The organism is Pontibacter toksunensis (assembly GCF_042686245.1).
Lineage (GTDB): Bacteria > Bacteroidota > Bacteroidia > Cytophagales > Hymenobacteraceae > Pontibacter > Pontibacter toksunensis.
Map to the genome: position 1 here is coordinate 22717 of NZ_JBHUOX010000003.1, position 24252 is coordinate 46968.

Annotated in this window: 22 protein-coding genes; 7 read left to right on the plus strand and 15 right to left on the minus strand. The window is 50.7% G+C overall.

The genetic code is table 11. From position 1 onward, the window contains the following. Nucleotides 1–5: 5 nt before the first annotated feature. Nucleotides 6–1559 carry a hypothetical protein gene (locus ACFS7Z_RS04945; protein WP_377481802.1) on the plus strand — a complete coding sequence of 518 codons (1554 nt, stop codon included), beginning with the start codon at nucleotides 6–8 and terminating at the stop codon, nucleotides 1557–1559. A gap of 87 nt (nucleotides 1560–1646) precedes the next feature. Here ACFS7Z_RS04945 and ACFS7Z_RS04950 read toward each other — a convergent pair whose 3' ends face one another. Next, the gene (locus ACFS7Z_RS04950; protein ID WP_377481804.1) at nucleotides 1647–2144 is read right to left on the minus strand and encodes a DUF4168 domain-containing protein; all 498 of its coding nucleotides are present in this window, start codon (nucleotides 2142–2144) and stop codon (nucleotides 1647–1649) included. A 504-nt stretch (nucleotides 2145–2648) separates the two neighbouring features. Here ACFS7Z_RS04950 and ACFS7Z_RS04955 point away from each other — a divergent pair. The 3 genes from ACFS7Z_RS04955 to ACFS7Z_RS04965 are packed head-to-tail and all read left to right on the plus strand — an operon-like array spanning nucleotide 2649 to nucleotide 5223. Next, the gene (locus tag ACFS7Z_RS04955) at nucleotides 2649–3356 is read left to right on the plus strand and encodes a hypothetical protein (protein WP_377481806.1); all 708 of its coding nucleotides are present in this window, start codon (nucleotides 2649–2651) and stop codon (nucleotides 3354–3356) included. 20 nt (nucleotides 3357–3376) lie between these two features. Then, complete coding sequence (locus ACFS7Z_RS04960; RefSeq protein ID WP_377481807.1) at nucleotides 3377–4456, plus strand: sensor histidine kinase; 1080 nt, start codon at nucleotides 3377–3379, stop codon at nucleotides 4454–4456. Then, complete coding sequence (locus ACFS7Z_RS04965) at nucleotides 4456–5223, plus strand: LytR/AlgR family response regulator transcription factor (protein ID WP_377481809.1); 768 nt, start codon at nucleotides 4456–4458, stop codon at nucleotides 5221–5223. Before ACFS7Z_RS04960 ends, ACFS7Z_RS04965 begins: the two co-directional genes overlap by 1 nt. On the opposite strand, the gene ACFS7Z_RS04970 is transcribed toward ACFS7Z_RS04965, so the two are convergent. The 3 genes from ACFS7Z_RS04970 to ACFS7Z_RS04980 all read right to left on the minus strand — a co-directional run bounded on the left by ACFS7Z_RS04970 (nucleotide 5220) and on the right by ACFS7Z_RS04980 (nucleotide 8595). Then, a complete protein-coding gene (locus tag ACFS7Z_RS04970; protein ID WP_377481811.1) occupies nucleotides 5220–6608 on the minus strand; it encodes an FAD-dependent oxidoreductase in 1389 nt (462 codons plus the stop codon). The genes ACFS7Z_RS04965 and ACFS7Z_RS04970 overlap by 4 nt on opposite strands. 70 nt (nucleotides 6609–6678) lie before the next feature. Further along, on the minus strand, nucleotides 6679–7257 hold the full coding sequence (locus tag ACFS7Z_RS04975) for an alpha-ketoglutarate-dependent dioxygenase AlkB family protein (protein ID WP_377481813.1): 579 nt from the start codon (nucleotides 7255–7257) through the stop codon (nucleotides 6679–6681). Nucleotides 7258–7317: 60 nt separating this feature from the next. Continuing rightward, the gene (locus ACFS7Z_RS04980) at nucleotides 7318–8595 is read right to left on the minus strand and encodes a cation:proton antiporter (protein ID WP_377481815.1); all 1278 of its coding nucleotides are present in this window, start codon (nucleotides 8593–8595) and stop codon (nucleotides 7318–7320) included. 331 nt (nucleotides 8596–8926) lie between these two features. Between ACFS7Z_RS04980 and ACFS7Z_RS04985 the strand changes: the two genes are divergently transcribed. Next, nucleotides 8927–10306 carry an alanine/glycine:cation symporter family protein gene (locus ACFS7Z_RS04985; RefSeq protein WP_377482540.1) on the plus strand — a complete coding sequence of 460 codons (1380 nt, stop codon included), beginning with the start codon at nucleotides 8927–8929 and terminating at the stop codon, nucleotides 10304–10306. A gap of 128 nt (nucleotides 10307–10434) precedes the next feature. Here ACFS7Z_RS04985 and ACFS7Z_RS04990 read toward each other — a convergent pair whose 3' ends face one another. The 8 genes from ACFS7Z_RS04990 to ACFS7Z_RS05025 form a co-directional block, all read right to left on the minus strand. Continuing rightward, complete coding sequence (locus ACFS7Z_RS04990; RefSeq protein ID WP_377481817.1) at nucleotides 10435–11022, minus strand: hypothetical protein; 588 nt, start codon at nucleotides 11020–11022, stop codon at nucleotides 10435–10437. A gap of 241 nt (nucleotides 11023–11263) precedes the next feature. Further along, nucleotides 11264–11707 (minus strand): GNAT family N-acetyltransferase, encoded by a 444-nt coding sequence (locus ACFS7Z_RS04995; protein WP_377481819.1) that lies wholly within the window; start codon nucleotides 11705–11707, stop codon nucleotides 11264–11266. Between the two features lie 222 nt (nucleotides 11708–11929). After that, a complete protein-coding gene (locus ACFS7Z_RS05000; protein ID WP_377481821.1) occupies nucleotides 11930–13390 on the minus strand; it encodes a potassium/proton antiporter in 1461 nt (486 codons plus the stop codon). 143 nt (nucleotides 13391–13533) lie between these two features. Continuing rightward, complete coding sequence (gene kynU, locus ACFS7Z_RS05005; RefSeq protein WP_377481824.1) at nucleotides 13534–14808, minus strand: kynureninase; 1275 nt, start codon at nucleotides 14806–14808, stop codon at nucleotides 13534–13536. A gap of 321 nt (nucleotides 14809–15129) precedes the next feature. Next, nucleotides 15130–16203 (minus strand): hypothetical protein, encoded by a 1074-nt coding sequence (locus ACFS7Z_RS05010; protein WP_377481826.1) that lies wholly within the window; start codon nucleotides 16201–16203, stop codon nucleotides 15130–15132. Between the two features lie 164 nt (nucleotides 16204–16367). Next, on the minus strand, nucleotides 16368–17450 hold the full coding sequence (locus ACFS7Z_RS05015) for an amidohydrolase family protein (RefSeq protein WP_377481829.1): 1083 nt from the start codon (nucleotides 17448–17450) through the stop codon (nucleotides 16368–16370). A gap of 145 nt (nucleotides 17451–17595) precedes the next feature. After that, on the minus strand, nucleotides 17596–18924 hold the full coding sequence (locus ACFS7Z_RS05020; protein WP_377481832.1) for a PQQ-dependent sugar dehydrogenase: 1329 nt from the start codon (nucleotides 18922–18924) through the stop codon (nucleotides 17596–17598). Between the two features lie 352 nt (nucleotides 18925–19276). Next, nucleotides 19277–19816 carry a 3-hydroxyanthranilate 3,4-dioxygenase gene (locus tag ACFS7Z_RS05025; RefSeq protein ID WP_377481835.1) on the minus strand — a complete coding sequence of 180 codons (540 nt, stop codon included), beginning with the start codon at nucleotides 19814–19816 and terminating at the stop codon, nucleotides 19277–19279. 130 nt (nucleotides 19817–19946) lie between these two features. Here ACFS7Z_RS05025 and ACFS7Z_RS05030 point away from each other — a divergent pair, with 130 nt between their 5' ends. After that, on the plus strand, nucleotides 19947–20735 hold the full coding sequence (locus ACFS7Z_RS05030; protein ID WP_377481838.1) for an SDR family oxidoreductase: 789 nt from the start codon (nucleotides 19947–19949) through the stop codon (nucleotides 20733–20735). Nucleotides 20736–20904: 169 nt separating this feature from the next. Next, on the plus strand, nucleotides 20905–22350 hold the full coding sequence (locus tag ACFS7Z_RS05035) for an aldehyde dehydrogenase (RefSeq protein WP_377481841.1): 1446 nt from the start codon (nucleotides 20905–20907) through the stop codon (nucleotides 22348–22350). A gap of 79 nt (nucleotides 22351–22429) precedes the next feature. On the opposite strand, the gene ACFS7Z_RS05040 is transcribed toward ACFS7Z_RS05035, so the two are convergent. The 3 genes from ACFS7Z_RS05040 to ACFS7Z_RS05050 form a co-directional block, all read right to left on the minus strand. Then, nucleotides 22430–23137 carry a ClpP family protease gene (locus ACFS7Z_RS05040; protein ID WP_377481844.1) on the minus strand — a complete coding sequence of 236 codons (708 nt, stop codon included), beginning with the start codon at nucleotides 23135–23137 and terminating at the stop codon, nucleotides 22430–22432. A 209-nt stretch (nucleotides 23138–23346) separates the two neighbouring features. After that, on the minus strand, nucleotides 23347–23565 hold the full coding sequence (locus ACFS7Z_RS05045) for a hypothetical protein (protein ID WP_377481846.1): 219 nt from the start codon (nucleotides 23563–23565) through the stop codon (nucleotides 23347–23349). Nucleotides 23566–23571: 6 nt separating this feature from the next. After that, nucleotides 23572–24138, minus strand: coding sequence for an RNA polymerase sigma factor (locus ACFS7Z_RS05050; protein WP_377481848.1), 567 nt, complete (start codon nucleotides 24136–24138; stop codon nucleotides 23572–23574). Between the last annotated feature and the right edge of the window lie 114 nt (nucleotides 24139–24252).

Below are 24252 nucleotides of genomic sequence, written 5' to 3' on the forward strand. Positions count from 1 at the left end.
ATATTATGCGTAAAATATTTCTAAGCCTGCTCTTGATGGGTGCCGTAGCTACTGTGGCAAATGCTCAGACAGAGTTCGCAAATATAGACCTTCCCATGAACCGCGCCGAGGATTTAGTAACGGTAGCAGACGAGAGCGGTAACGTGGTGATATACTTTTACCAAGGCGGCAAACTGAACTTTTCGTTGCTCTCACCAGACGGAAAGCAGATTGCGCAGCACGAGATTCCGTACCGTATGTCGCAGGAGCCGCAGATTCTGGGTACCCGTGTAACAGATGACGAGTTCATTTTCTACAGCCGCTATACAAACGGCCGCCGGGAGTATGTGCGTCCTTTTGCAGTTCACCGCAGAACGGGAGCCTTCCGCAGCATGCAGGACGAGCAGTTGCAGGTTGCCCGCAATGCCAACTTCCTGGGCGGTTTCGGCAATAAGGAGCACTTTTATATGCTCTACACCGACAAGGACAACAACCTGCATCTGTACCGGGACACTGATGAGGAAGCAGCGCGCTTAGAGCACAGGGTTTTCAAGCCTGAGTTGCCGCGCACCCGCGACCGCTATGCCCGCGAAACAGACCTTATCTATGTAAGCGACGACATTGAGCAAAATGTGTTTACGGGGCATCACCGCAGCAAAATCTATATCCGTGGTGAGAAAATACATATGATCTTCGATGGGTTTGACCTGAAAGGCAAAGGCAATAAAGAAGCCACTACAGAGATCCTGACGCTGGACTGGAGTACAGGTGAGACAAATTACCGCACCCTTCCGGCTGTTAAGCAGGGGAGTGAGCCGACTTTCAATTCTTTCCTGCATAAGGATAAGTTGTTCAGGGTGCAACTTGAGAAAGATCAGTTTAAACTGACGGCTTTTGACTTCAATACCTTAAAGCCGATTAAGGAGTATGCCTACAGCGGCGATGAAGAGATTGCCATCAAGTCTACGCCTGTACAGCAGCGCGGCGCTAAGTCTCTCTTCTCTTCTGATAAGTCAGTAATAGAGAAGACGTCGAAGGTGATGAAGAACCTGGCCAACGGTGTACCGGCCATCACGGTGGATGCCTTCAGCGACAGCACGCTTCAGTTGACGATTGGTTCTTACAAGGCGCCATCAGAAAGAAATGGCCGCGATGATATGGGCCGTATGGTGCGCACACCAGACCGCTATATAAGAACTTCGCGTGGGCTGATGATGGTGCCGGGACGCTGGACACCAGCTTATAATATTCCGACGTATTACCTGAATTCGCCTTTCTACAGCCGCTACTTCTATGACCCATATGGCCAGGGAAGCGGTTTCAACTCAGGCCCGGGCACCAGCACCTACTTCAGGTCTGTGCTCAGTGCTGATGGCTTAGCAAAGGTGGAGTCGAAGGCAGAGTCGGAAGTACTGCAGGAAAAGATCGAGAACTTTGAGCAGGATCTGAAGCCGGAGCCCGAGTTCAAGACGGTGTACCGCTACGGCGATAAGCTGCACTATGGCTACTACGACCGCAAGGCCAGGACATTCCGCATCATGGAATTTGCACACGGCCAGGAGCCGGAGAAGAAAGAGTAATTATAGTTAGGATTGATAAAAACAAGAAAGCCCCGCCAGGTATCCCGGCGGGGCTTTCTTGTTGCTCTAAATGATGCGACAGCGCGCTTACTGCTGTCCCATCATTTTATTTATTCTCTCCTGCAGGGCAGGGTCCTGGCGGTAGGCCATCATGATCTGCTCGTACTTTTGCAGTGTCATACCGTCTTTCTGGATAGCCGTTTCTACTTCTTTCTGCATAGCGGGCTGCATCTCCATCATACGTTGTGCTGCCTTGTTAAAAGCAGCCATTTCCTCAGGAGTGGCACTCACCTCAGCCAGCTTTTGCTGCTGATGCGCCTGCGCCATTTCGTTGAACTTATCGATGCTCAGTTTCTCTTCCTGCAGAATGCCCAGCATCGTTTTCTCCCCTTCCTGCTGCACTGCCATCAGGCGGTTGCTGGCATCTGCAAACTGCTTCAGATCGGCATCTGAAAAGTTCTGCTGTACCCCCTGCTGTGCCGGAGGCGTTGTGGCTTGCTGTGCAGTTGCTACTGTACCAACAGTAGAAAAGCCTAGTATAAGCGCAGCAATAGCTGCCCCTTTCAATTTATTTACAAAGTTCATAAAGCTCTGGATTTAATAAGTAAGAGGTGTAAAAATTGATTTGTCAGGCAGGGCTCTTTCCCAGATACCTGCCATTTATACCTGTTTTAGAGGGAAATAGTTGTGCAGCGGCCTTTAGGAGCAGGAATGGAACAAGCAGCAATCTGTGCCTCCCTTCCATAACAGGGCTCCATTTTCTTCACGCCACAGTCCGTGAGAATTAGCTTCAGGCCAGCTGATTTTCTGTACAAATGGAGGCAAGCAGGGACAAATGCGACTGTTGGGGACAGTATACTCTTCTTACCTTCCTGTTCCGGATATAGATAGCACTTCAACAGGCAACAGGCACGCTTCCATCGTCCATCCAATACTCTAAGTGTACAGGCGAAAGCTGGGGCTTTGCAATGTAGTAACGCTTCTTTTATACAGTTCATCCATGCCTATCTACAGTTCATCCACTTTCAGTTTACACTAGAAGAAAGCTTTTACACCTTTGGTCTGTATCAAACTTCAACACCAACAGCCATGGAAGCTTTATTCAAGACATTGCTCATCCTGCACATAGCAGCTGGCACGTTAGCCCTGGTTGCAGGCCCCCTTTCCATGATTAACAAGAAAGGAGGCAAACAACACAGCCGCACGGGCAAGCTTTTTTTCTATGCCATGATGCTCGTATCAGGTACAGCCATAAGCATGGCGGTCCTGCCTGCGCACCATAGCCTTTTTCTGCTGATCATCGGGGTATTCAGTGCCTATCTGGTAAGTTCCGGCTACCGCGTCTTATACTTAAAGGGGCTGGCGCGCGGGCAGAAAGCACCGCTTCTGGACTGGGTGATATCCCTTACGATGGCTGCCTTTGCGGCTTTCTTTATTTACCTTGGACTGTCCGGAATACTGAGTGGTTCAGGTAGCAGTAGCAGTACCGTGTCTGTAGTTTTCGGAAGTATAGCACTGGCCCTCGCAGCGAAAGATGTCCGCAAGTATACCAAAGCTCCGGCCGATAAGAACTTCTGGCTCTACGACCACATTACACGCATGATTGCTGGTAACATTGCCGCTTTCACCGCTTTTCTGGTCGTAAACAACACGCTGCTTCCGCCTCTGGTGGCATGGCTGGGGCCAACTGTAATTGGCACTGCTATTATTAGCTTTTTCATCACAAAGTATAAACAAAAAGCCAGAAGAAAGGCCACAGCGGAAACAGTGATAGTAAAAATCACTGCAAGTAATTAAATTCACTTTTATACTTCCGGATGACATTGTTGAAAGAAGAACTAGTAGCACCTAAACCAGCCGCAGTGGCAGCAAAAAAGAAAGGTAAGCTGCGGGCAGTTTTACGGGAGGTCCTGGGTTGGATTTTATCCGCTGTTGGCGCCATAGCCGTAGGCCCGCCTATTTTGGGCCAGCGTTTAGAAGAGGCTGTATATAACTTCCTGTTTTCCTTTTCTCTTTTTATCCTGATATGGAAGGGCAATACTAACATGCTTATTCCTTTTCTGGCGAAGCGCTACCCCTGGTTAGAGAACCCCACGAAGCGCTTTGTGATCAGCGTGGTGGCGACTGTGCTTCTTACTGTTGTTATTGTTGTATTTGCTCACATCATTTTTATCTCCTCTCCACAGGAGCTAACCGAACTAGACTGGGTTCATGTCTTAACCGTCCCTATCGTTGTCACCTTCATCATCTCCCTGTGCTTCCATAGCTGGCACTTCCTGCAAAGCTGGCGGCAAACCGCTATTAATGCCGAAAGGCTGAAGAAGGAAAACATCGCCTCGCAGTACGAGTCGCTAAAGGCACAGGTACATCCGCATTTCCTGTTCAACAGCCTGAATGTGCTCACCAGCCTGGTTGAGACAGACCAGCAGCAGGCGGTAAAGTTTATCCGGAAGCTGTCTGAAGTATACCGCTACGTGCTCGACAGCCGCCAGAAAGAAGTGGTGCCGTTGCTGGAGGAACTGCACTTTCTGAATTCTTACATTTACCTGCAGAAAATACGGCATGGGGAGGCAATGCAGGTACAAAATGATTTACCCTTAGACCCGACTCTGATGGTAGTGCCGCTTGCCCTGCAAATGCTGCTGGAGAATGCTATTAAGCACAACGTGGCGCTGGAGGAAGAACCGCTTCGGATACATTTATACGTAGAGGATGACTATCTTGTAGTGCAGAACAGCCTGCAGGAGCGGCGCATTCGGGAAGGGAAAGAATCCAAAGGCATAGGATTGCCGAACATCGAGTCCCGCTATAGCTATCTCACTAACAAAAAGGTACAGATACATGCTACGGCACATACTTTTATTGTGAAAATGCCTCTTTTATACTTTAAGGGATAATGCGGATATTTATTATAGAAGACGAAAAGCTGGCGGCAGACCGACTGACAAACATGCTGCTCCAACTCGACAACACCGCAGAAGTAGTAGCCACGGCACCATCAGTTTGTAAAGCCGTGGAAACGCTAAGGCTTAGACCGCAGCTCGACCTCATCTTCATGGACATACAGCTGGCCGACGGACTGAGCTTTGAGATATTTGAACAGGTGCCGGTGGAGGTGCCGGTTGTTTTCACCACAGCTTACGATGCATACGCCATTAAAGCCTTCAAAGTAAACAGCATTGATTACCTGCTCAAACCTATTGATGCGGACGAGTTGCAGGCTGCACTGGAGAAATTCAGGAAGCTAAACAGGCAGGCCACTGCAACTCCGCAACAGGGCGCACTGGAGCAGGCTTTGCAATTGCTTAGCGGCAAAAAGAACTACAAGAACCAGTTTGTGGTGAAAGTAGGGGAACACCTGCACCTGATTCCTGTGGAGGAAGTAGCTTCGTTCTATAGCTATGAGAAAGCCACTTTCCTGCAATGTGCCAGTGGCAAGCGCTATGCGATTGACTATACCATGGAGCAGGTAGAGCAACTGGTAAACCCGGATGTCTTTTACAGGGTGAACCGCAGCTACCTGGTTCGGCAAAAGGCTATCAAGGATATTATCACCTGGTCTAACAGCCGCCTAAAGCTGGAATTGCATCATTCAGCGCCTGCCGGAGAGGTGGTGGTGAGCCGGGAAAAGGTGCAGTCGTTTAAAAGCTGGCTGGACCGCTAAACTTCCTTCGCCTTATACGGCTTCAATTTCTCTTTCTGGACAAGCTGTTTCTCCAACAGTTGCTGCACTTCCGGCTTGTCGTAATCCTCTACGGTTTTGATGTGCTTCATCACCTTCTTCATTATCTCCTCCTGCTTCAGGCCCGTTTCCATTGCATAAGAATAAGGTAGGTCGGTGAACGTAACCATAGAATATAGCGGAATCCACCTGTCGGGGTACTGTTCTGAAATTTTACCTTCTATCTTTTTGCGGAGCAGGAAACGAGCATTGGCTACCTTATCGCGCATCTCGATAAAGTTCATCACAGCAAGGTCGGCAATGGCATCGGCGTTAGGCTTGCGGCGGCGCTCGAACTTATTGAATAATGCTTCCCAGTCTTCTCCGTCGAAGCTGTCGAGCATCTGATCCAGCACCGTAATGTCTTCGAAGCCCGCATTCATACCCTGCCCGTAAAACGGCACCACTGCATGGCTGGCATCGCCTATTAGCAGAGATTTTCCTTCGTAGCTCCACGGGAAGCTCTTTACGGTAACCAATGAGCCGACAGGATTCTCAAAGTACTCTGTTGAAAGTTCCGGCATCAAAGGCACGGCATCCGGAAATACTTCATTAAAAAAGCTTAGCAGATCATCCTTGGTTTTGATGTTGGCAAAAGAGTGCTCGCCCTCGTAGGGGAAGAATAGCGTGCAGGTAAAGCTGCCGTCAACGTTGGGCAGGGCAATCATCATATAATTGCCGCGCGGCCAGATATGGAGCGCGTTTTTTTCAATCGCCCAGCTGCCTTCTGCTGTCGCAGGTATGGTCAGTTCTTTGTAGCCGTACTCGAGGTAATGCTGCTCATAGTTAAAGCGCTCGGTTTTTTGCATAGCACCCCGTACCACCGAAAAAGCGCCATCGGCCCCAAAGAGCAGGTCTGGCTGTATGGTTTCAATCTCACCGGTTTCCACGTTGCGCAGTTGCACCTCGTTTGTGCGCAGGTTCACATCCATGGCCTGGCGGCTGAAGTGGTAGGTAATATCCGGGTTCGGCTCCGAGCGGTTCATCAGCACCATATTCAAGCCGCCCCTGGACACAGAGTAGATGGCCTGCCCTTCTTTGCCGTATGGCTGGTATGTGAGGTTTCCCTGTTCGTCGTGCATCACACGGCGGCGCATCGGGATGGCTACTTTGCGCACCTCCTCCTCTATGCCAATGCCTTTGAGGGCACGCCAGCCACGGTCGCTGAGGGCAAGGTTAATAGAACGGCCGCCATCTATTATAGTGGTGCGCAGGTCCGGTCGGCGCTCGTACAGGTCTACTTTGTGGCCACGCCTGGCCAGGTACAGAGACAGCAACGAGCCCACCAAACCGGCTCCCATGATGGCAATGTTCTTCTTCTCGGTCATATAACATGCAGGGCCCACGGCCGCTTGACGACGTAAAGTAACGGCTTCCGGCCCGGAATGGCAAAGATTGCTATCCTTTCACGTTCCGGAAGGTAAGGTTGATGCGTGGTTGTACGGGTCGTTTGGTCTTGGGGATGTGGTGTAGCCAGTGGTGCTGCGTGGGGCCCTGCATCAGCAGCAGGCTGCCATGCTCCAGCGTTATACTTACCGGCTTCTGGTCTTTTCTGGTGCGGTGTTTGAAACTGAACCGGCGCTCTCCGCCAAAACTCAGGCTGGCAATAGAAGGCTCTTTCCCCAGTTCTGCCTCATCGTCGGAGTGCCAGCCCATGCTGTCGTTGCCGCTGCGGTAAAAGTTAAGCAGCACACTGTTATACTCCTGCCCGGTGGCCTCCTTCACCTGTTCCCGCAGCTTTTGCAGCACCGGTACCCACGGCTTTGGCTCATTGTACAAGCCGGAATAAGTGTACCCTTTGTCGCCGTACCAGGCGGTGAGGCGCGGCATGGGCAGCTCTTTGCCAAACATCCGGATGCTTTCCTGCTGCCAGTTTATACCTTGCTCAAGCTCCCGGAAGTAAGCATTGCTTTCCTCCGGGCTAAAAAACCGGGGGGCATAGTATACCTCGGCGTTGGGTAAGGGCAGCTTTTGCAAAAATAGAGAGTTAAACTATCAGATAACGTTTAAAAGGCCAGGTTGGAGGCTTTGTGCTTCTTAATGGATCTCGTCAGGTGTCTGGTCTGTCTCCAGCACAGGGCGGCCACTTTGCTTACGCTCCAGGTCCAGGTTAGTGATTACTTTTGTAGCAGTTATGCCATGCAGTATAATAGAGACCATCACAATAAACGCCACAACAGACCACAGCTCGTTCGCCTCCGCAAAGCCTACTTTATCTAAAGCAAAAGAAAGGTAGAAGAACGAGCCAATACCCCGGATGCCGAAGAAACAGACAGCCATTTTCTCTTTAAATGTAGAGTAAGTCCCCAGCATGCTGGGCAGGGCTGTAATGGGCCTGATAAGAAACAGGAACACAATGCCTACCAGCGCGCCCTGCCAGGTAAGATAGTCCAGGATACCTGTTACAAGGCTACCGCCAAACAGCACCAGCAGGATCACCATGAGAATCCGCTCCACCTGGTTCACAAAATCGTGCATCTCGATGTTATATTCATCTTCTGCTTCAATGCTGCTTACGGTAAGGCCTGCCACAAACACAGCAATAAAGCCATAGCCATGCAGCAGCTCGGTTACACCGTAGGTTGCCAGTGTAGCTGAAAGCGACAGGAAGCCGTGCTTTGCCTTGGGGAACTTCGTTTTTTTAGGAAGCGTGAAAAGCAGGTATGCCAACCCGCGCCCTATCAGGTAGCCTGCCCCTGCTCCAACAATTATCCTGTACAGCAGGTCACGCAATACCCAATCCGTAAACCACTCGTCACCCGTTCCTGCCGATATGGCCAGCACCACCGCCAGCCAGGTAAAAGGGAAAGCGGAGCCATCATTCAGGCCTGCCTCCGCCGTAAGCGAAAAGCGCACCACATCCTCCTCTTTTTCATCCGGGGGGCCCACCTGCACCTGTTCTGCCAGCACCGGGTCGGTAGGAGCGAGCACGGCACCCAGTAAAACAGCTCCGGCCACAGAAAAACCAAGGAAGGTCCATCCCAGCAATGCAATGGCCGCAATGCTCAGCAGCATGGTAATGCTTACAAGCCGCAGCGGAATCCGCCACCGCTTGAAGCTAAACCTGCGACGGATCTTGAGTCCTGTTCCCATCAGGGAAATAATAACGCTTAGCTCTGTAATCCGCACTACATAGTCTTCCCGCCAGATTGGGTCGGGCGATGGCAGCCCCAGGGGCAGCAGGTAAATGAGCACACCCAGCGCAAGGTATACGATAGGGTACGAGATGGGCGTCTTTTCCATGAGTGTCGGAACCCATGTCATGGAAAGAGCCGCCAGCCCTATCACCGTCATTGCAATTATATAATCATCCATCAGATGTACTCTTATTTAGATTCGGCCACTTATAACAGGGGAATTGTGTTTTCTGCTCTGCCAGGCCCTTACCACACCGTCAGTTACAGATAGGCATACATACGCATTCTGGTTTGTAATGCCGTAAAAGCAGGCAGGTGCAGGTAGCTTTTGCCAGATATTTGCTACTTTACTTAACCTGGTACGAATCAAGTTACTGCCTTTGTATCCGTATAGTTTTGTAAAGTCAGCTGTTGCCGCCGGGCTCTCTACTTTTATTTATTCGGGTTTAACCTGCTTCAATGGTTATATTTGTTTCTACAGACTCTAATTCCGCACAATTTTGGAAGCAATAGAAAGTTTTTTAGTTGCCTTCAGCGACGCCGCCTGGGGGCTGCCTTTGCTTTTACTGCTCATGGGGGGCGGCACCTTTTTCATGCTGTACTCCAGGTTCCTGCCTTTCCGCTACCTGGGGCATTCCCTGGATGTGCTGCGCGGTAAATATGACGATCCGGACGACCCGGGGGACATCAATCATTTTGAGGCCTTATCCAGTGCGCTGGCCGCCACAGTTGGCATGGGCAACATAAGCGGCGTGGCTGTTGCCATTACCGTAGGAGGCCCGGGCGTGCTGTTCTGGATGTGGGTGAGCGCTTTTGTGGGAATGGCCACCAAATTCTTCACCTGTTCGCTGGCCGTAATGTACCGTGGCAAAGACAGCAACGGGCACGTAGAGGGAGGCCCCATGTATGTGATTATAGAAGGCCTTGGAAAGAAGTGGATGCCACTCTCGATTTTCTTTGCCATAGCAGGCTTATTTGGGGCCCTGCCCATTTTTACCGCAAACCAGCTTACTCAGGTTATACGAGAGGTAGTACTCGTGCCAAACGGCATAGGCTTCACAGACCCTTTCTACTCCGACCTCAGCATTGGGCTTGTCCTGGTGCTGATTACTTCGCTGGTTATTTTCGGAGGTATAAAGCGCATTGGCCATGTGGCAGGCAAAATGGTACCAGGTATGGTGCTGCTGTACATGGCAGCGGTTTTTTACATTATGGCGGCTAACTACACCAGCATACCGGGTGCTTTTGCTTTGATTTTTACAGATGCCTTTACTGCAGAGGCGATGCTGGGCGGAGCCGTAGGAGCCATTATTATAGCTGGCGCACGCCGGGCTGCTTTCTCGAACGAGGCCGGCATTGGCACGGCTTCTATGATGCACGGTGCCGCCAAAACAGACGAGCCAATCCGCGAGGGGTTGGTTGCCATGCTGGGCCCGCTCATTGATACGCTTGTAGTATGCACCCTGACAGGCGTGGCCATTATTGTGACAGGCACCTGGGATGACTCGGGAGCCAATGGTGTTTCGGTAACGGCTGCGGCCTTTAACGATGCCATGCCTGGCTTCGGAAGCTACATCCTGGTGCTCTGCGTGCTCATCTTCGCTTTCACCTCTTTGTTTTCCTACTCCTACTATGGCACCAAGTGCTTCGGCTTTCTCTTCGGGGCAAAGTATAAGTACTACTATAACTACTTTTATGTATTCACCATTGTGCTGGGAGCCACTGCTTCTATTACGGCTGTCATTAGCTTGATTGACGGCATGTACGCCATGATGGCCATCCCCACCATGACATCTGCCCTGCTGTTGTCGCCGAAGGTAATGGCTGCCGCTAAAGATTACTTCAGGCGGATGAGGGAGTTCAGAGAAAGTGAGAAGCTAAAGGTATAGGTAGTAAGCGTAAAGGACAAGGCTTCTCCTGCCTGAAGCCCGGCCAAGGGCACACATACCCGGATTAAAAAAGGAAAGCCTGCAGCGTTAATAGCTGCAGGCTTTCCTTTTTTAATCCGGCACTTGTCTTACTCTCTATTGCCGTAGTACCTGTTGTATCTTGTATTATAGTCATCGTTGGTAAGTGCACCGTCACGGTCGTTATCCCAAAGGCCAAAAACTCCATCAGAGTACTCCCGCTCGTTCAGCATCTTATCACCGTCTCTGTCCCAGGTGCTGTAGTTGTTGTTTCTGGCAGCCCCGGTACGAAATTCGTTTTCATCTAATCTGTTGTCTTTGTTGACGTCCCAGTCGGCCCAGTTCTGGCCTTCCATACCAAAGTCCCTGGAAGCATTGTTCCACTCGTCTTCATCCAGAGCGTTGTCATCATTCACATCCCAGGTGTCGTAGTAGCTGCCGTAGTACTCATTTTCGTCCAGCATATTGTCGTCGTTCTCGTCCCAGCCACCAAAACGGCCTGTTTCTGTAAACGAAGTACCAAAGCGCTCTGTGTCCCAGTTATCCATTACACCGGCATCTTCTTCCATGGTATCCACTTCTGCCAGTTCCTCTGTTTCTGCTTCTTCGGTGCCGCCGCAGGCAACCATGCTTACCATCAAGGTACAGGCAAGGCCAGTGCGAAGAGCTTTCCATACATTCAATTCCATCTTTTTCATAGTAGTATAATTTTGTTCAACATGTATCTCATTGTTCTACGGCATCAGCCCTTATAAGATTAGAATAGCCGGTAGCGGCTCTAAAACAACCGCAGAAAAGGTAAGCTGGTGTCGCTGAAGGGTATGTATCTGCTGCACTGGCCACCTTCAGGTTTGCAGCGCTCGCGAATACGTCCGGTCTTTATTCTGACCTGTCATTACTTTCGAAGATGCCTTCAGGAAATCCTCTACAAACCTGAACTTACCTTTTCAGTATTTTCCTCATTTGGTAAAGGTCAAAGCCTTTTGCCCAAAAGTCCTTTTCCGTTTTCTCCAGCTTAAACCCCATCTTCTCATAAAAAGGGTACACGCGCTGCGTTGTCCGGACGACAATGAAATCTATAGCAGGATTTTTCCTGATATGCTCTATTCTGTGCAACATAAGTCTTTTCCCGACACCTTTTCCCTGAAAATCAGGATGAACAACGTCCCAGGATATGCGGGCCAGCTTGGACTCCGGAAAGTAATTGATGCCGCCTGAGCCAATGATTTGCCCATCTTCTTCCACTACAAAATAGTCTTCCAGGCGGTGGTCAAGATACTCTATAAAATCGGCTTCCTCCGATACATCAAAATACTGCGGCGTGTTAAGCCTTAGTAAGATTAAGAGCTCTTCCTTATTATTGCTTGTGTAGGCTCGAATCATATCTCTTTAGTTGCTGCCAATGATGGTGTCCGGAAAATGAAACTGCTTTTTAACCTTAAAGGACTGACAAGCGGATTATGCTGATGACTATACTATGCTTTATTCTTTCTGTTAGCCATGCCAGCTATAGCCAGGTTTTTGCAGTTGTTCCAATAAGTCTTAGCAGCTGCACATCATATCCTAATACGGCATACTATACTAAAGAGAATCAGAACATCCTTATTATAGCCCCAGTGCCTGGTTTACCTCGTGCAGCGCCTCGTCCTGGTCAACCATCACCATCAGTTTGTCTCCTGCAGCCAGTTCTGTGGCACCGTTTGGTGTCACAAACTTGCCGCCCCGGTCTATGAGCACAATCAAGGAAGTTTTGGGCAACTGCAGGTCCACCAGTGGTTTCCCAACGGCGGGGCTGCTGCCGGGCAGCAGCAGTTCTACCAGTGAACTGCTGGACGCGTACCCCAAATCCTCACCCAATTGTACGCGCTTAGGGCTGTTGTCCTGCTGGCTCAGGTTCAGCCAGTCTGCCACCAGCTTCAAGGTGGTGCCCTGCAGCATAACAGACGTGAGCACGATAAAAAACACGATATTGAAAATCATGCCCGACCTTTCCACACCGGCCAGCAGGGGGTATGTGGCAAACACAATCGGCACCGCCCCCCGCAGGCCTACCCACGACACAAACAGCTTGTCCTTCCACGTAGTTTTAAAGAGAGACATCCCGATAAATACGCTGACAGGCCTGGCCACTAAAATCAGGAACAGCGAAACAAGGAGGGCAGAACCAATAACAGGCAGCATTTGCGACGGGAACACCAGCAGTCCCAGCGTCAGGAACATCAGGATTTGCATGAGCCAGGCAATGCCGTCGTAGAACTTGGTGAGGCTGCGCTTGTGAATGAAGTTATTGTTGCCCAGGATAACCGCCGAAACGTACACTGCCAGAAAGCCGTTACCGCTAATCAGGTTTGTGAAAGCAAAGGTAAAAGTTACCATGGCCAGCGTCAGCGCCGGGTACAGGCCCTCCTGGTCCAGCCGGATGCGGTTAATTGTCCAGACCATGACGCGACCCATCACCACGCCCATCACGGCACCAATCGTCATCTGCAGAAAGAACATGGGCACCAGCTGCCAGATGCTGGCCTCTCCGTTTGTGAGCAGAAAGGTAAAACTAACGGTCAGGAAGTAGGCCATCGGGTCGTTACTGCCGGACTCCAGTTCCAGCGTTGGCCGCAGGTTGTGTTTCAGGCCAATGTTCCGGGTGCGAAGGATGGAGAATACAGCTGCCGCATCGGTAGAGGACACAATGGCTCCCAGCAGCAGACCCTCCAGCAACGTGAAGTTGAGCACATAAGTGGCAAAAAGCCCCACTAACATAGCCGTTAGAAAAACCCCCAGCGTAGCCAGCGTAATGCCGCGCCAGAGTATAGGCCTGGTGCTCTCCCAGCGCGTGTCCAGGCCACCTGAGAAAAGTATAATTGTCAGCGCAATGGTTCCCAGCGACTGCGCCGTTTGGGAGTCATCAAAATAAATGCCGCCGATACCCTCTGAACCGGCCAGCACACCGACCCCCAGGAACAGCGCCAGGGAGGGAATCCCCAGCTTACCCAGGTTCTTACTAATCAGGATGCTCAGAAAGAGGAGGATGGACGCACTAAGTAAGATATCTTCAATCGTAAAATCCATGTCTTATTTTGTGGCTGCTTTAATGCTAGCTATTATATACTGAAAACGGGGAGCAAAGTAAAGCCGCGGCGTCCTGCTATCAACGCAAAACGGAGGGGCAGTCTGTGCGCTTCCCCTCCGTTTCTGTAATAAATTAAAAAATCTTAATGCCGTTGCAGACTTTCGTGCAGGATCTCAGAAAAGCGGTATACCTCTTCAAAGCTGTTGTAAAGCGGCGTTGGTGCCACCCGAATAACGTTGGGCTCCCGGTAGTCTACGATAATGCCAGCTTCCATCAGTTTATCAAACAGTTGGCGGGAGTTCTGTTTCACCAGCATGGATATCTGGCAGCCGCGGGCCTGCGGGTCGCGCGGCGTAATCATCTCCAGCACATCCTCCCCCACCGGCACATCGTCAATCAGGCACTCCAGGTAGCCTGTCAGCTTTTCACTCTTGGCGCGCAGGCTTTCCATGCCTGCCTCGTCGAACAGTTCCAGCGAAGCGCGGTGTACCGCCATGGGAAGAATTTGTCCGTTGCTCAATTGCCAGCCTGCTGCGCCTTCCATCGGCTTAAAGCCCTTCTTCATCTGGAAACGCTCTTTTGCATTGTGCCCCCACCAACCGGCAAAGCGGGGTATTCCGGGGTCGTTGCCAAATCGCTCGTGCACATACACTCCGGACGTGCCGCCCGGGCCGGAATTTAGGTATTTGTAGGTGCACCACACGGCAAAATCCACGTTCCAGTCGTGCAGCTGCAGGGGCACGTTACCAGCTGCATGTGCCAGGTCAAAACCTACAAAAGCACCTGCTTCGTGGCCTGCCTTTGTGATGGCTTCCATCTCAAACACCTGCCCGGTATAGTAGTTAATGCCGCCCATCATCACCAGTGCCAGCTCATCCGCATGTTCTTTTATACTTTGGAGGATGTCTTCGGTGCGCAGGGCGTGCTCCCCCTCCCGCGGGAACAATTCTATCACGGCTTCGTCCGGGTTATAGCCGTGATACTTTGTTTGCGTCTCCAGGGCATACTGATCAGACGGGAAAGCCCCGCCTTCGGTTATGATCTTATACCGCTTACCTTCCGGTCTGTAAAAAGACACCAGCATGAGGTGCAGGTTCACCGTCAGCTGGTTCATAATCACTACCTCGCTTTCTTTGGCACCCACCACACGGGCAGCACCAGGAGTCAGCAGTTCATGGTAGTTTACCCAGGGCTCTTCGCCTTTAAAGTGCCCCTCCACCGCCAGGTTCGCCCATTTATACATTTCATTGTCGATGTACATCTGCGCTGACTTCGGCTGCAGGCCCAGGGAGTTGCCACAGAGGTAAATCGCATCCTGTTTGTTTACCTGCGGAAAGTAAAAGCGGTCTTTGAAATGCCTTAACGGGTCTTGCTGGTCCTGCTCCTGTGCGAAAGCCAGGGTATTCTGATAGTTCATGCTTGTGCGGATGTTTTTTATAAGTAAGCTGTTTTACGCAGCTATTGTTTTCTGAATGCTGCTAATATAAGAATTAGAGTGCTGAGTTTCGAGTTCAGGTCTTGAAAGGCTGTTGGCGCAGACGCTCGCAGGAGCTGCGCACGCTGCGAGGTCTTTGGTGCAGGCGTATTTCCGCAAAGCCTTACTAAAAGTTAAAGGCCGACTGAGATAAACAGATGCAATGCAAAAGCAGCTAATAAATTAGCAACTACGGGCTCCCCGCCTTGGACAAGGAAGGGTTAGGGGTGGTTTGACCCGGGAAAGCAAAAAGTTTAAGAAAGCTTACCAACTTGTGCGGCCAAAATCATACTTTAAGCCCAGACTGAATGACCTTGGAAAATACTTCAAGTTTAGTAAGTGGTTTATCTCAGAGTAAACTGCCATTCTGGGAAAAGGTCTAGCCTCGAAGCCGACACCAGGGCTAAACCGCGGCAAAAGCACCAACTGTCCTGCTGTTGTTATTACCTGCCTCTCGTTTACAACCGTCAAATGTGCTATGTCGGCAACATGCAAAAGCAAATAAAAGCTGTACTTTTCTGCCTTTTTTATATCATGCTGATACCTTACACCTAGCCCTTTTACAGAGAATTCTTCATCATCTAAAATGTAACTAGAGTAGTCCAGGGAGACTTTGAAAGAATAGCGGCTATGTTTTGAGAAATAATATTGCAGCCCTATCATCATACCGGATGAGTAACCCGCTGTAGGCGTGCCTAGAACAGAACCGTACTGGCTGTACTGCGTGAAAGCTATCCAATTTGGTTTTCTGCGTACTTTGTTATCTGATTTCCAGTAGTAGGAAAGATCTCCCTTATTGTATTCCAGTATTACTTCTGTTAAATCATGCTCGTTCAACTGTACCTTGTCTAGCTTTTCAACCAAGTCCATTCTGTCTGGCATCAGGGAACTAAGAGTGCCTACGTACTTGCGGTCTTTCTTTCTATAAGTTTTCGTTTCCTGATAAACAACAATATCGTTATTCTCAAGCTTGTGCAAGGTGGCATCTTTCAGAACATAGTAGTGCAGCTCAGAATTATCTTCTCTCCTGAACAGACTTATTTTTGGTGACTCTAGAAGCACCTGCAGGATTATAATACTATCCTCCATGGTATAAGGCTTAGCTACAAACTTTTCACCGTTCTCTAACTTTATCTCTGTCACCTGCTCCGGAGAAAACATTTCTTTTGCATCCTGATGCGCATTTAGGATGATATTGTTAGGGTTATCATAATAATAAGTAACCTTTCCATTTAGAATATTCCCATTCTTTAAAATCAGGCTTCCTTTCTCGCCCTGAATTTGAGCGTATGCAACAGTAGAACAAAAAATCAGGAAAAGTAAAAGTTTTAACTTCATAGATATAGCTAGCTAATAAAATGTTTTGCTTCTAAATATAATCTAACATTTATATAGTTAAATACTTTAAGGATAAATTAACGCACTCCTAGGTAGCTAAAGGAACTACCAATCTTGCCAAAGGGTATTTGGGGAATATGAGGAGAAGCATGAAATGTAGAGGCTTACGCTAGTTTCTGCTGCATTTGCTGCGGCAAAAACTGCTCCTTCTTCAGGTTCAGCCACTCCAGGGCAGTGCCGTGCAGCATCCGGTCTTTTGTAACGCGGTCATAGGGCATAGACTCGATGAGTTTGCCAGGCTCCAGTTCGCCGAGCGGGAAAGGATAATCGGTGCCGAGGGCGATGCAGTTTGCCCCCACCAGGTCAACTAGGTACTCCAGCACCTTTGGCTCATGCACCAGCGAATCGAAGTAGAATTTGCCCAGGTACTCGCGGGGGTTTACGTTGTTGTCGACGGCACACAGGTCCGGGCGAACCTCGAAGCCTTGGGCAATACGGCCAATGGTAGCCGGGAAGGAACCACCACCATGTGCGAAAGCCACCCGCAGCTTTGGCAGGCGCTCCAGCACACCTCCAAATATCATAGAACAGATGGCCAGGCTCGTTTCGGCAGGCATACCCACCAGCCACGGCAGCCAGTATTTGCTCATCTTCTTTTTGCCATACATGTCCCAAGGGTGCACGAAAACAGCAGCGCCCAGTTCTTCTGCTGCCTGGAAAATTGGGAAAAGAAACGGGGAATCTAAATTATGCTCGTTGATGTGGGTGCCAATTTGCACACCCGCCAGGCCCAACTCTTTTACACACCGCTCTAGCTCTTTTACTGCCAGGTCTGGCGCCTGCATCGGCAGCGTGCCTAAACCCACGAAGCGGTCGGGGTAATCTGCCACTACGCCTGCTATGTGGTCGTTCAGCAGGCGGGAGAGATCGTAGGTGTGTTCTGGTTTGGCCCAATAGTTAAACATCACAGGCACCGTGCTCAGCACCTGCACCCCCACCTGGTACTGTATGCACTCGTGCATGCGCACTTTGGGATCCCAGCAGTTGTCTTGTATCTCCCGGAAGAACTTATCATCCATCATCATACGGGCACAGCAGGGCTTGTGGTGCTCCAACCTCACAAAGCCACCATAGCCATAGCGTTCCCGCAGGTCCGGCCATGTGCGCGGCAGAATATGCGTGTGGATGTCGACCTTAAACAGGTTGGCACCACCAGTAGGCGTGGTTTGGGGCTTCTTATCTTGCATATATGAAAGGGATGAAAACAACCTGCATGCCGGCATTGCGGCAAAGGGCAATCCATCAATATACAGCTTTTCTACTTATTACGCATGTTTCAGAGCAAAAGCTTAGCAGCAAAGAAGAAGCCCTGGCAGCATTTGTACTTCCACCCTACCGCTGGGCACTTACCCGCCAGATGGTATTGCTGGTATCATCGGCCACGAGCATAGAACCATCTGGCAGCACCGCAATTCCGACCGGGCGCCCATACACTTCATCATCTCCGCTGTCGGCAAAAAAGCCCGTCAGGAAATCTTCCGGAGGACCGGCAGGCATTCCATTTTGGAAAGGCACAAACACCACCTTATAACCCACTAACTCTGATCGCCTCCAGGAACCATGCTGCCCCACAAATGCCCCGTTGTGGTATTTCTCAGGAAAAGTGATTTTATCATAAAAAGCCAGGCCCAAAGATGCGGAATGTGATATAAGTGGCACATCCGGCACAATCGTTTTCTCCACCAGGTCCGGCCGTTTGCCCAGCCATTCCGGGTCTTCGTTGGGGCCAAAGTAAGCGTAGGGCCAGCCATAGAAGCCTCCCTCCTGCACACTCGTCAAATAGTCCGGCACCAACTCATCTCCTAGATCATCTCGCTCGTTCACAGACGTCCAGAGTGTGTTGGTGCCGGGCGCCCAATCCATACCTACCGGATTTCGGAGGCCGCTGGCATACACACGCTCGCCCGTACCATCCGGATTTATCTCCAGAATATTCGCTCTCTGCACTTCATACTCCATGCCGTGCTCGCCATGGTCGCTCGCCGACCCAACAGCCACATATAACTTAGAGCCATCAGCGCTGGCGATAATATTGCGCGTCCAGTGGTTGTTATAGCCCCCAGCAGGTAGATCCAGAATTTTCTCTCCCTTCGCCGTAATGGTGGTTTGCCCTGTTTGGTAAGGGTAGCGCCATACGCCATCTGTGTTGGCCACATAGAAATGGTTGTTCAGCACCAACATGCCGAGGGGCTGGTTTAAATCGCTCAGAAAAGTCTCCCGTACATCTGGCTTTCCGTCCTTATCGGTGTCTCTGAAAAGGGTAATCTGGTTGGCACTATTGCCCAGCGCCATGGATTTGGTAATGCCAATTATTTTCGCGCCAAGCTTCTTCCAGAAGCCTACCTCTGTACTCGCTTCTGCTACTAACACATCGCCGTTCGGAGTAACGTACAGCCAGCGCGGGTTCTGCAGGCCATCAGCATACTTTGTTACGGTAAATCCTGCGGGAGCCTTTGGTGTTCTGCCATTCTCCCAGCCAATGACGTTGCTGAAGTTCCGGCTGGACTCCGTGGCATGTGGCGGAGGCAAAGTCACCTGCTGCCCTGCAGGCGTTTCTATGGTTTTAGGCTGCTCCTGCACCACCGGATGCTTTGAGTTACACCCAGACAGAAAGACTATAGCAGTAAAGAAGGATAATGTGCCGAGGCTGATTTTGTTCATAGTAGCATAATTGCTTTATACTTACTAAAGCCGAGCAGGCATAGTTTTGTTTGCCACAGTACATAGATGATTCGATGAGCAGGCAATAAACCCGATTTTCTTCATTCAATAATCATCCGTTCACTGTTTCCTGTCATCCTGAAAGGATCCTGTTCCTGTTAGAAGAGAGTAAAGCCTCTGCGGCTTGCCCACAAGTTCCTTTCAGGATGACAAAGGTGAGAAAGAGCCGCTTTCTTTAAGAGGGGAATGAAAGACTGACACCATCAAGAAAAGCAGTCTAAACAAAAAGCACCCTCGCAAACATGTATATATAGCATGTTTGCGAGGGTGCTTTTTACTTTGTAATACATTCTTACTTTCTCGCTTCAGCAGGCTGAACGGGTGGTTGCATCACTTCGCCACAGTTGTTGCAGGTGCGGCGCTCCTCGCTCTTCCAAAAGTTATCCATAATCACAGGCAGCTGTCCTACAATATCTGTTACATCAGCATATTCCTCATATAGCTTGTTGCCGCAGTTTTCGCAGAACCACAGGAAGCCGTCTTTTTCTCCTGCTTTGCGGTAACGCTCCATCACAAGGCCTACCGTATTTGCCGGGCGACGCGGGGAGTGTGGCACGCGGGGCGGCAGCAGGAATATTTCGCCTTCTTTAATCGGAACATCCACTGGCTTGCCGTCTTCAATGATCTTCAGCACAATGTCGCCCTCCAACTGATAAAAGAACTCCTCACCCTCATCGTAGTGGTAGTCTTTGCGGGCGTTTGGTCCGCCTACCACCATCACAATAAAATCGTCGTTGCCTTTAAACACCTGCTGGTTACCCACTGGTGGTTTTAGCAGGTGGCGGTTTTCTTCTATCCAAGCTTTAAAGTTAAAGGGTCTTGTTATAGCCATTGTTTTGTGTCGTTAAGTTGATGATGTTGTTCATTTGAAGGTACGCAAAAGAGGCTTAAAATGGTAACACCTCTGGCACCCGCTGCTGTATGAGCAGGCAAGTTTACATTGTTTTCCGTACATTGAAATTATGAATTTAGACCTGAAGAACAAACGCGCCATTGTCTGCGGCAGCACGCAGGGCATTGGCAAGGCAGTAGCCAAAGAACTGTCCGCTTTAGGTGCCAGCGTTACGCTGGCAGCCCGAGATGAGGAAAAGCTAAAGGAAACAGTCCGGGAGCTTGAACAGGCCAATGGTCAGCAGCACGATTACATTGTGGCTGATTTCTCGAATCCGGATGAAGTATACCTGCAGATAAAGGCGTATGTGCAGGAGCAGGATAAGGTGCACATTCTGGTCAACAACACCGGTGGTCCTCCGGGTGGACCAATCACGGAGGCTGCGCCGGAAGAGTTTCTCAAGGCCTTCAACATGCACCTTATTAACAATCACCAGCTCGTGCAGGCCGTGGTGCCGCTGATGAAAAAAGCCGGATACGGACGCATCATCAACATCATCAGTACTTCTGTAAAGGAACCCATTCCGGGCTTGGGTGTGTCTAACACTACCCGTGGCGCGGTGGCCAGTTGGGCCAAAACAATGGCCAATGAGTTGGGGCAGTTTGGTATTACGGTGAACAACGTACTTCCTGGCTCTACCAAAACCAGCCGCATCTGGTCGCTGGTGGAGAGCAGGGCAGAAAAATCGGGACGCAGTAAAGAAGCGGTGCAGGAAGAGATGGAAGCCGCTATACCTGCTCGTCGGTTTGCCGAACCGGAAGAAGTTGCCGCCGCCGCTGCCTTCCTGGCCACACCCGCCGCCGCCTACATCAATGGCGTTAGCCTGGCAGTAGATGGAGGCAGAACGGGGAGTATTTAGCCCCCAGCCTATTAACCTCTCCCCAACCCTCTCCTAAAAACAGGAGAGGGAGCTTTTTCCCTACTATTTAAGCAGCGGCAGGTACAGCACAGGTAGATTGAATACATAAATAAAAATAACTTTACAAAATACCTCCTCCTGTTTTTAGGAGGGGGCAGGGGGAGGCAACATGCAAAAGCTTCAAAACTACATCAACGGCCAGCTCATTGCGCCAGTAACGGGACAGTACATCGACAACTACAACCCGGCTACTGGCGAGGTATACTCCCTTATTCCCGACTCTGATGCGCAGGACGTGGAATTAGCGGTGCAGGCGGCACAGGCGGCTTTTCCTGCGTGGGCGGCCACTCCTGCGGAAAAGCGGGGTCAGCTTTTGATGCGCATTGCGGACCTGATTGACCAGCACCATGACCGCTTGGCCGAAGCTGAATCAGTGGACAATGGTAAACCGCTGAAACTGGCCAAGACGGTGGACATTCCGCGCGCCAGCAGCAACATGCGCTTCTATGGCACCGCCATTCAGCATTTTGCCTCGGAGGCGCATTACATGGAAGGAACGGAGGCAATCAATTATACCATCCGGCACCCGCATGGCATAGTGGGCTGCATCTCGCCCTGGAACCTGCCGCTCTACCTGTTCACCTGGAAGATTGCTCCTGCCCTGGCTGCCGGAAACTGCGTGGTGGCAAAGCCCTCCGAGGTAACACCCATGACCGCCTACCTGCTGTCGGAGTTGTGCCAGAGAGCTGGGTTGCCGGCGGGCGTGCTGAATATTGTGCATGGCTACGGGCACAAGGTGGGCGCGGCGATGGTAGCGCACCCGAAGGTGCCGGTAATCTCCTTCACAGGTGGCACTGCAACCGGGCGTTCCATTGCCGCTACGGCAGCGCCTATGTTCAAGAAGCTGTCGCTGGAGTTGGGCGGGAAGAACCCAAACATCATATTCGCAGACTGCGATTTTAACAACGCGCTTCATACCTCTATCCATTCCTCGTTTGCAAACCAGGGACAGATTTGCCTCTGCGGCTCCCGCATTTTTATCGAGCGCCCGCTGTACGATAAGTTCAGGGATGCCTTTGTAGAAAAAGTAAAAGCCATGACGGTGGGCGACCCACTGGAGGATGGCACGAAGCAAGGAGCCGTGGTATCCGAGCAGCACATGCAGAAGGTGCTGTCTTACATAGAACTGGCAAAGCGGGAAGACGGCACCATATTAACTGGCGGGCAACAGGTGCGGGTAGAAGGCCGCTGCGCCAAAGGTTGGTTTATTGCGCCAACTATTATCGAAGGCCTCCCCTACAACTGCCGCACCAACACAGAAGAAATTTTCGGACCTGTGGTTACGCTCACACCCTTCGATACCGAGGAAGAAGTAATCCCGTACGCCAACTGCACCGACTACGGCCTCTCTGCCACCATCTGGACACAAAACCTTACCCGCGCCCATCGTGTGGCGCACCAGGTACACTCCGGCATTATCTGGATCAATACGTGGCTCCTCCGCGACCTGCGCACACCCTTCGGCGGCATGAAAAACTCCGGTGTTGGCCGTGAAGGTGGCTTTGAGGCGCTACGCTTTTTTACCGAACCGCAGAATGTATGCGTGAAGCTGTAGCCTTTTATGCTTCTTATGCCATCTCGACCAAAGAAAAAATCTGTCTCCTATCAGCTTCCTGTATAATTTCAATTAATTACTATTCCCGCATCAACACCTCATCAATCAACCCATACTCCTTCGCTTCCTCAGCTTTGAGCCAGTAGTCGCGGTCGGAGTTGTCATAGACTTCCTGGTAGGATTTGCCACTGTGCAAGGCTATAATCTCATATAGCTCCTTCTTCATTTTCAGGATTTCGCGGGCCGTGATCTCGATATCAGAGGCCTGCCCCTGTGCCCCGCCCAAAGGTTGGTGAATCATGATGCGGGCGTGTGGCAGCGCAGAGCGCTTCTCTTTGGCGCCGCCCGTCAGCAGCACCGCTCCAAACGACAGTGCGACGCCAGTGCAGATAGTGGCTACATCTGGTGTTATATATTGCATGGTGTCATATATCCCTAAGCCAGCATACACCGAGCCGCCCGGGCTGTTTATATAGAGCAGGATATCCTTTTTGGCATCGGCAGACTCCAGGAAGAGCAGCTGCGCTGTGATTACGTTGGCAATGTTATCGTCTATCGGCATACCCAGGAAAATGATCCGGTCCATCATCAGGCGCGAGAAAACATCGATTTCCCGGAAGTGTGTGGGGCGCTCTTCGATCACGGATCGTGTCATATTGTCGATGCGGTGCAGGTGCGCATTGCTATCTACGCGGTGCATATACTGGTCTACCAGCAAGCCATTTACGCCTTGCCCGTGCACGGCGAACTTTCGGAATTCCTGCTTATAATAATCTGAATGGTACATAGTGGTTATGTATAAGTTGAAGTCATCAATTGAAAAGAAAAGGCAATAGTCTCTCACCCTTGCAAATTTTGAAGGTGCAGCTTAGGTGTGGTGTAAGGAAGATTTAGTGTTATGTATGATATCCGGATAAGCAGATGGCAGGCATAGCTTTATATCCATCAGTCCTCCGCAGCTGCTTGAAACAGCGAAAGTATGTATCTGTCGGCGCGTTAGCCGAAAAGCTTCTGGTGGATAGCCCGGAGCTCGTGGCGCAGGTGCTGCCTGCCGGACTCCCGGATGGCGTGGTAAGCCAACTGCTGCTGTGCCACCTGCTGTTGCCACTCCTGGTCCCAGAGCAGCCGTATCTCTACCTCCACCACTTCCTCCTCGGCCAGATTGCCGCTCAGGAAGTTCTCCAGCAACTGCATCGTTTCTAATTCGGGGCGCATCGTGTACTATCTGAAATGGTGGATGGAATAAGAGGCCAGTGACTTGCGCAGCCGCTCAAGGCACTTGAACTTCTGAACAGTGGCCGAACGCACGTTGCGGTACTGGTGCTGCTCCGCCACTTGCTCCATGCGCTGCCCCAGGTAATAGAATGCCACCAGAATGGCTTTGCACTTCTCCCCCAGCTGTTCCACAAAATGCGTTATGCTGAAGAGCGGTTGATCGACATCGGCACTCGCTTCTTCCTTTATGCGTTCGTTTATATCAGGCGGCAGTTCCTGCTGCCGGTTGCGTTTCTCCAGTTCCCGGCGCCAGCGGTTTTTGCAGACAGCCATAATATAGGTAGTGGCAGATGCCGTTAAGACAAACTCTTCGTGCACCACCTTTTCATAAAATAGGATGATGGCCTCCTGCAACAGGTCTTTGGCATCGTCTACTGTGCCCTGATGCTGTTTCACATAATGGAGCACCATGGGGTATGCCTTGCCATATATCTCCTCCAGGGTCTGCTCCCGGTTTCTGACCAGCGCCTCGCGTATGTCAGCAGCCATCACTGGTTTTGCTAGTGTCTGCATATGCTTTTTAACTGTTTATCCGGCTGAAGGTTGAAATATCACCATTCCCTGTCTAAATTTTTGCATATTTTTCTCAGCAACCTAATCCTGGCCTTATCAGATGGTACTTTAACA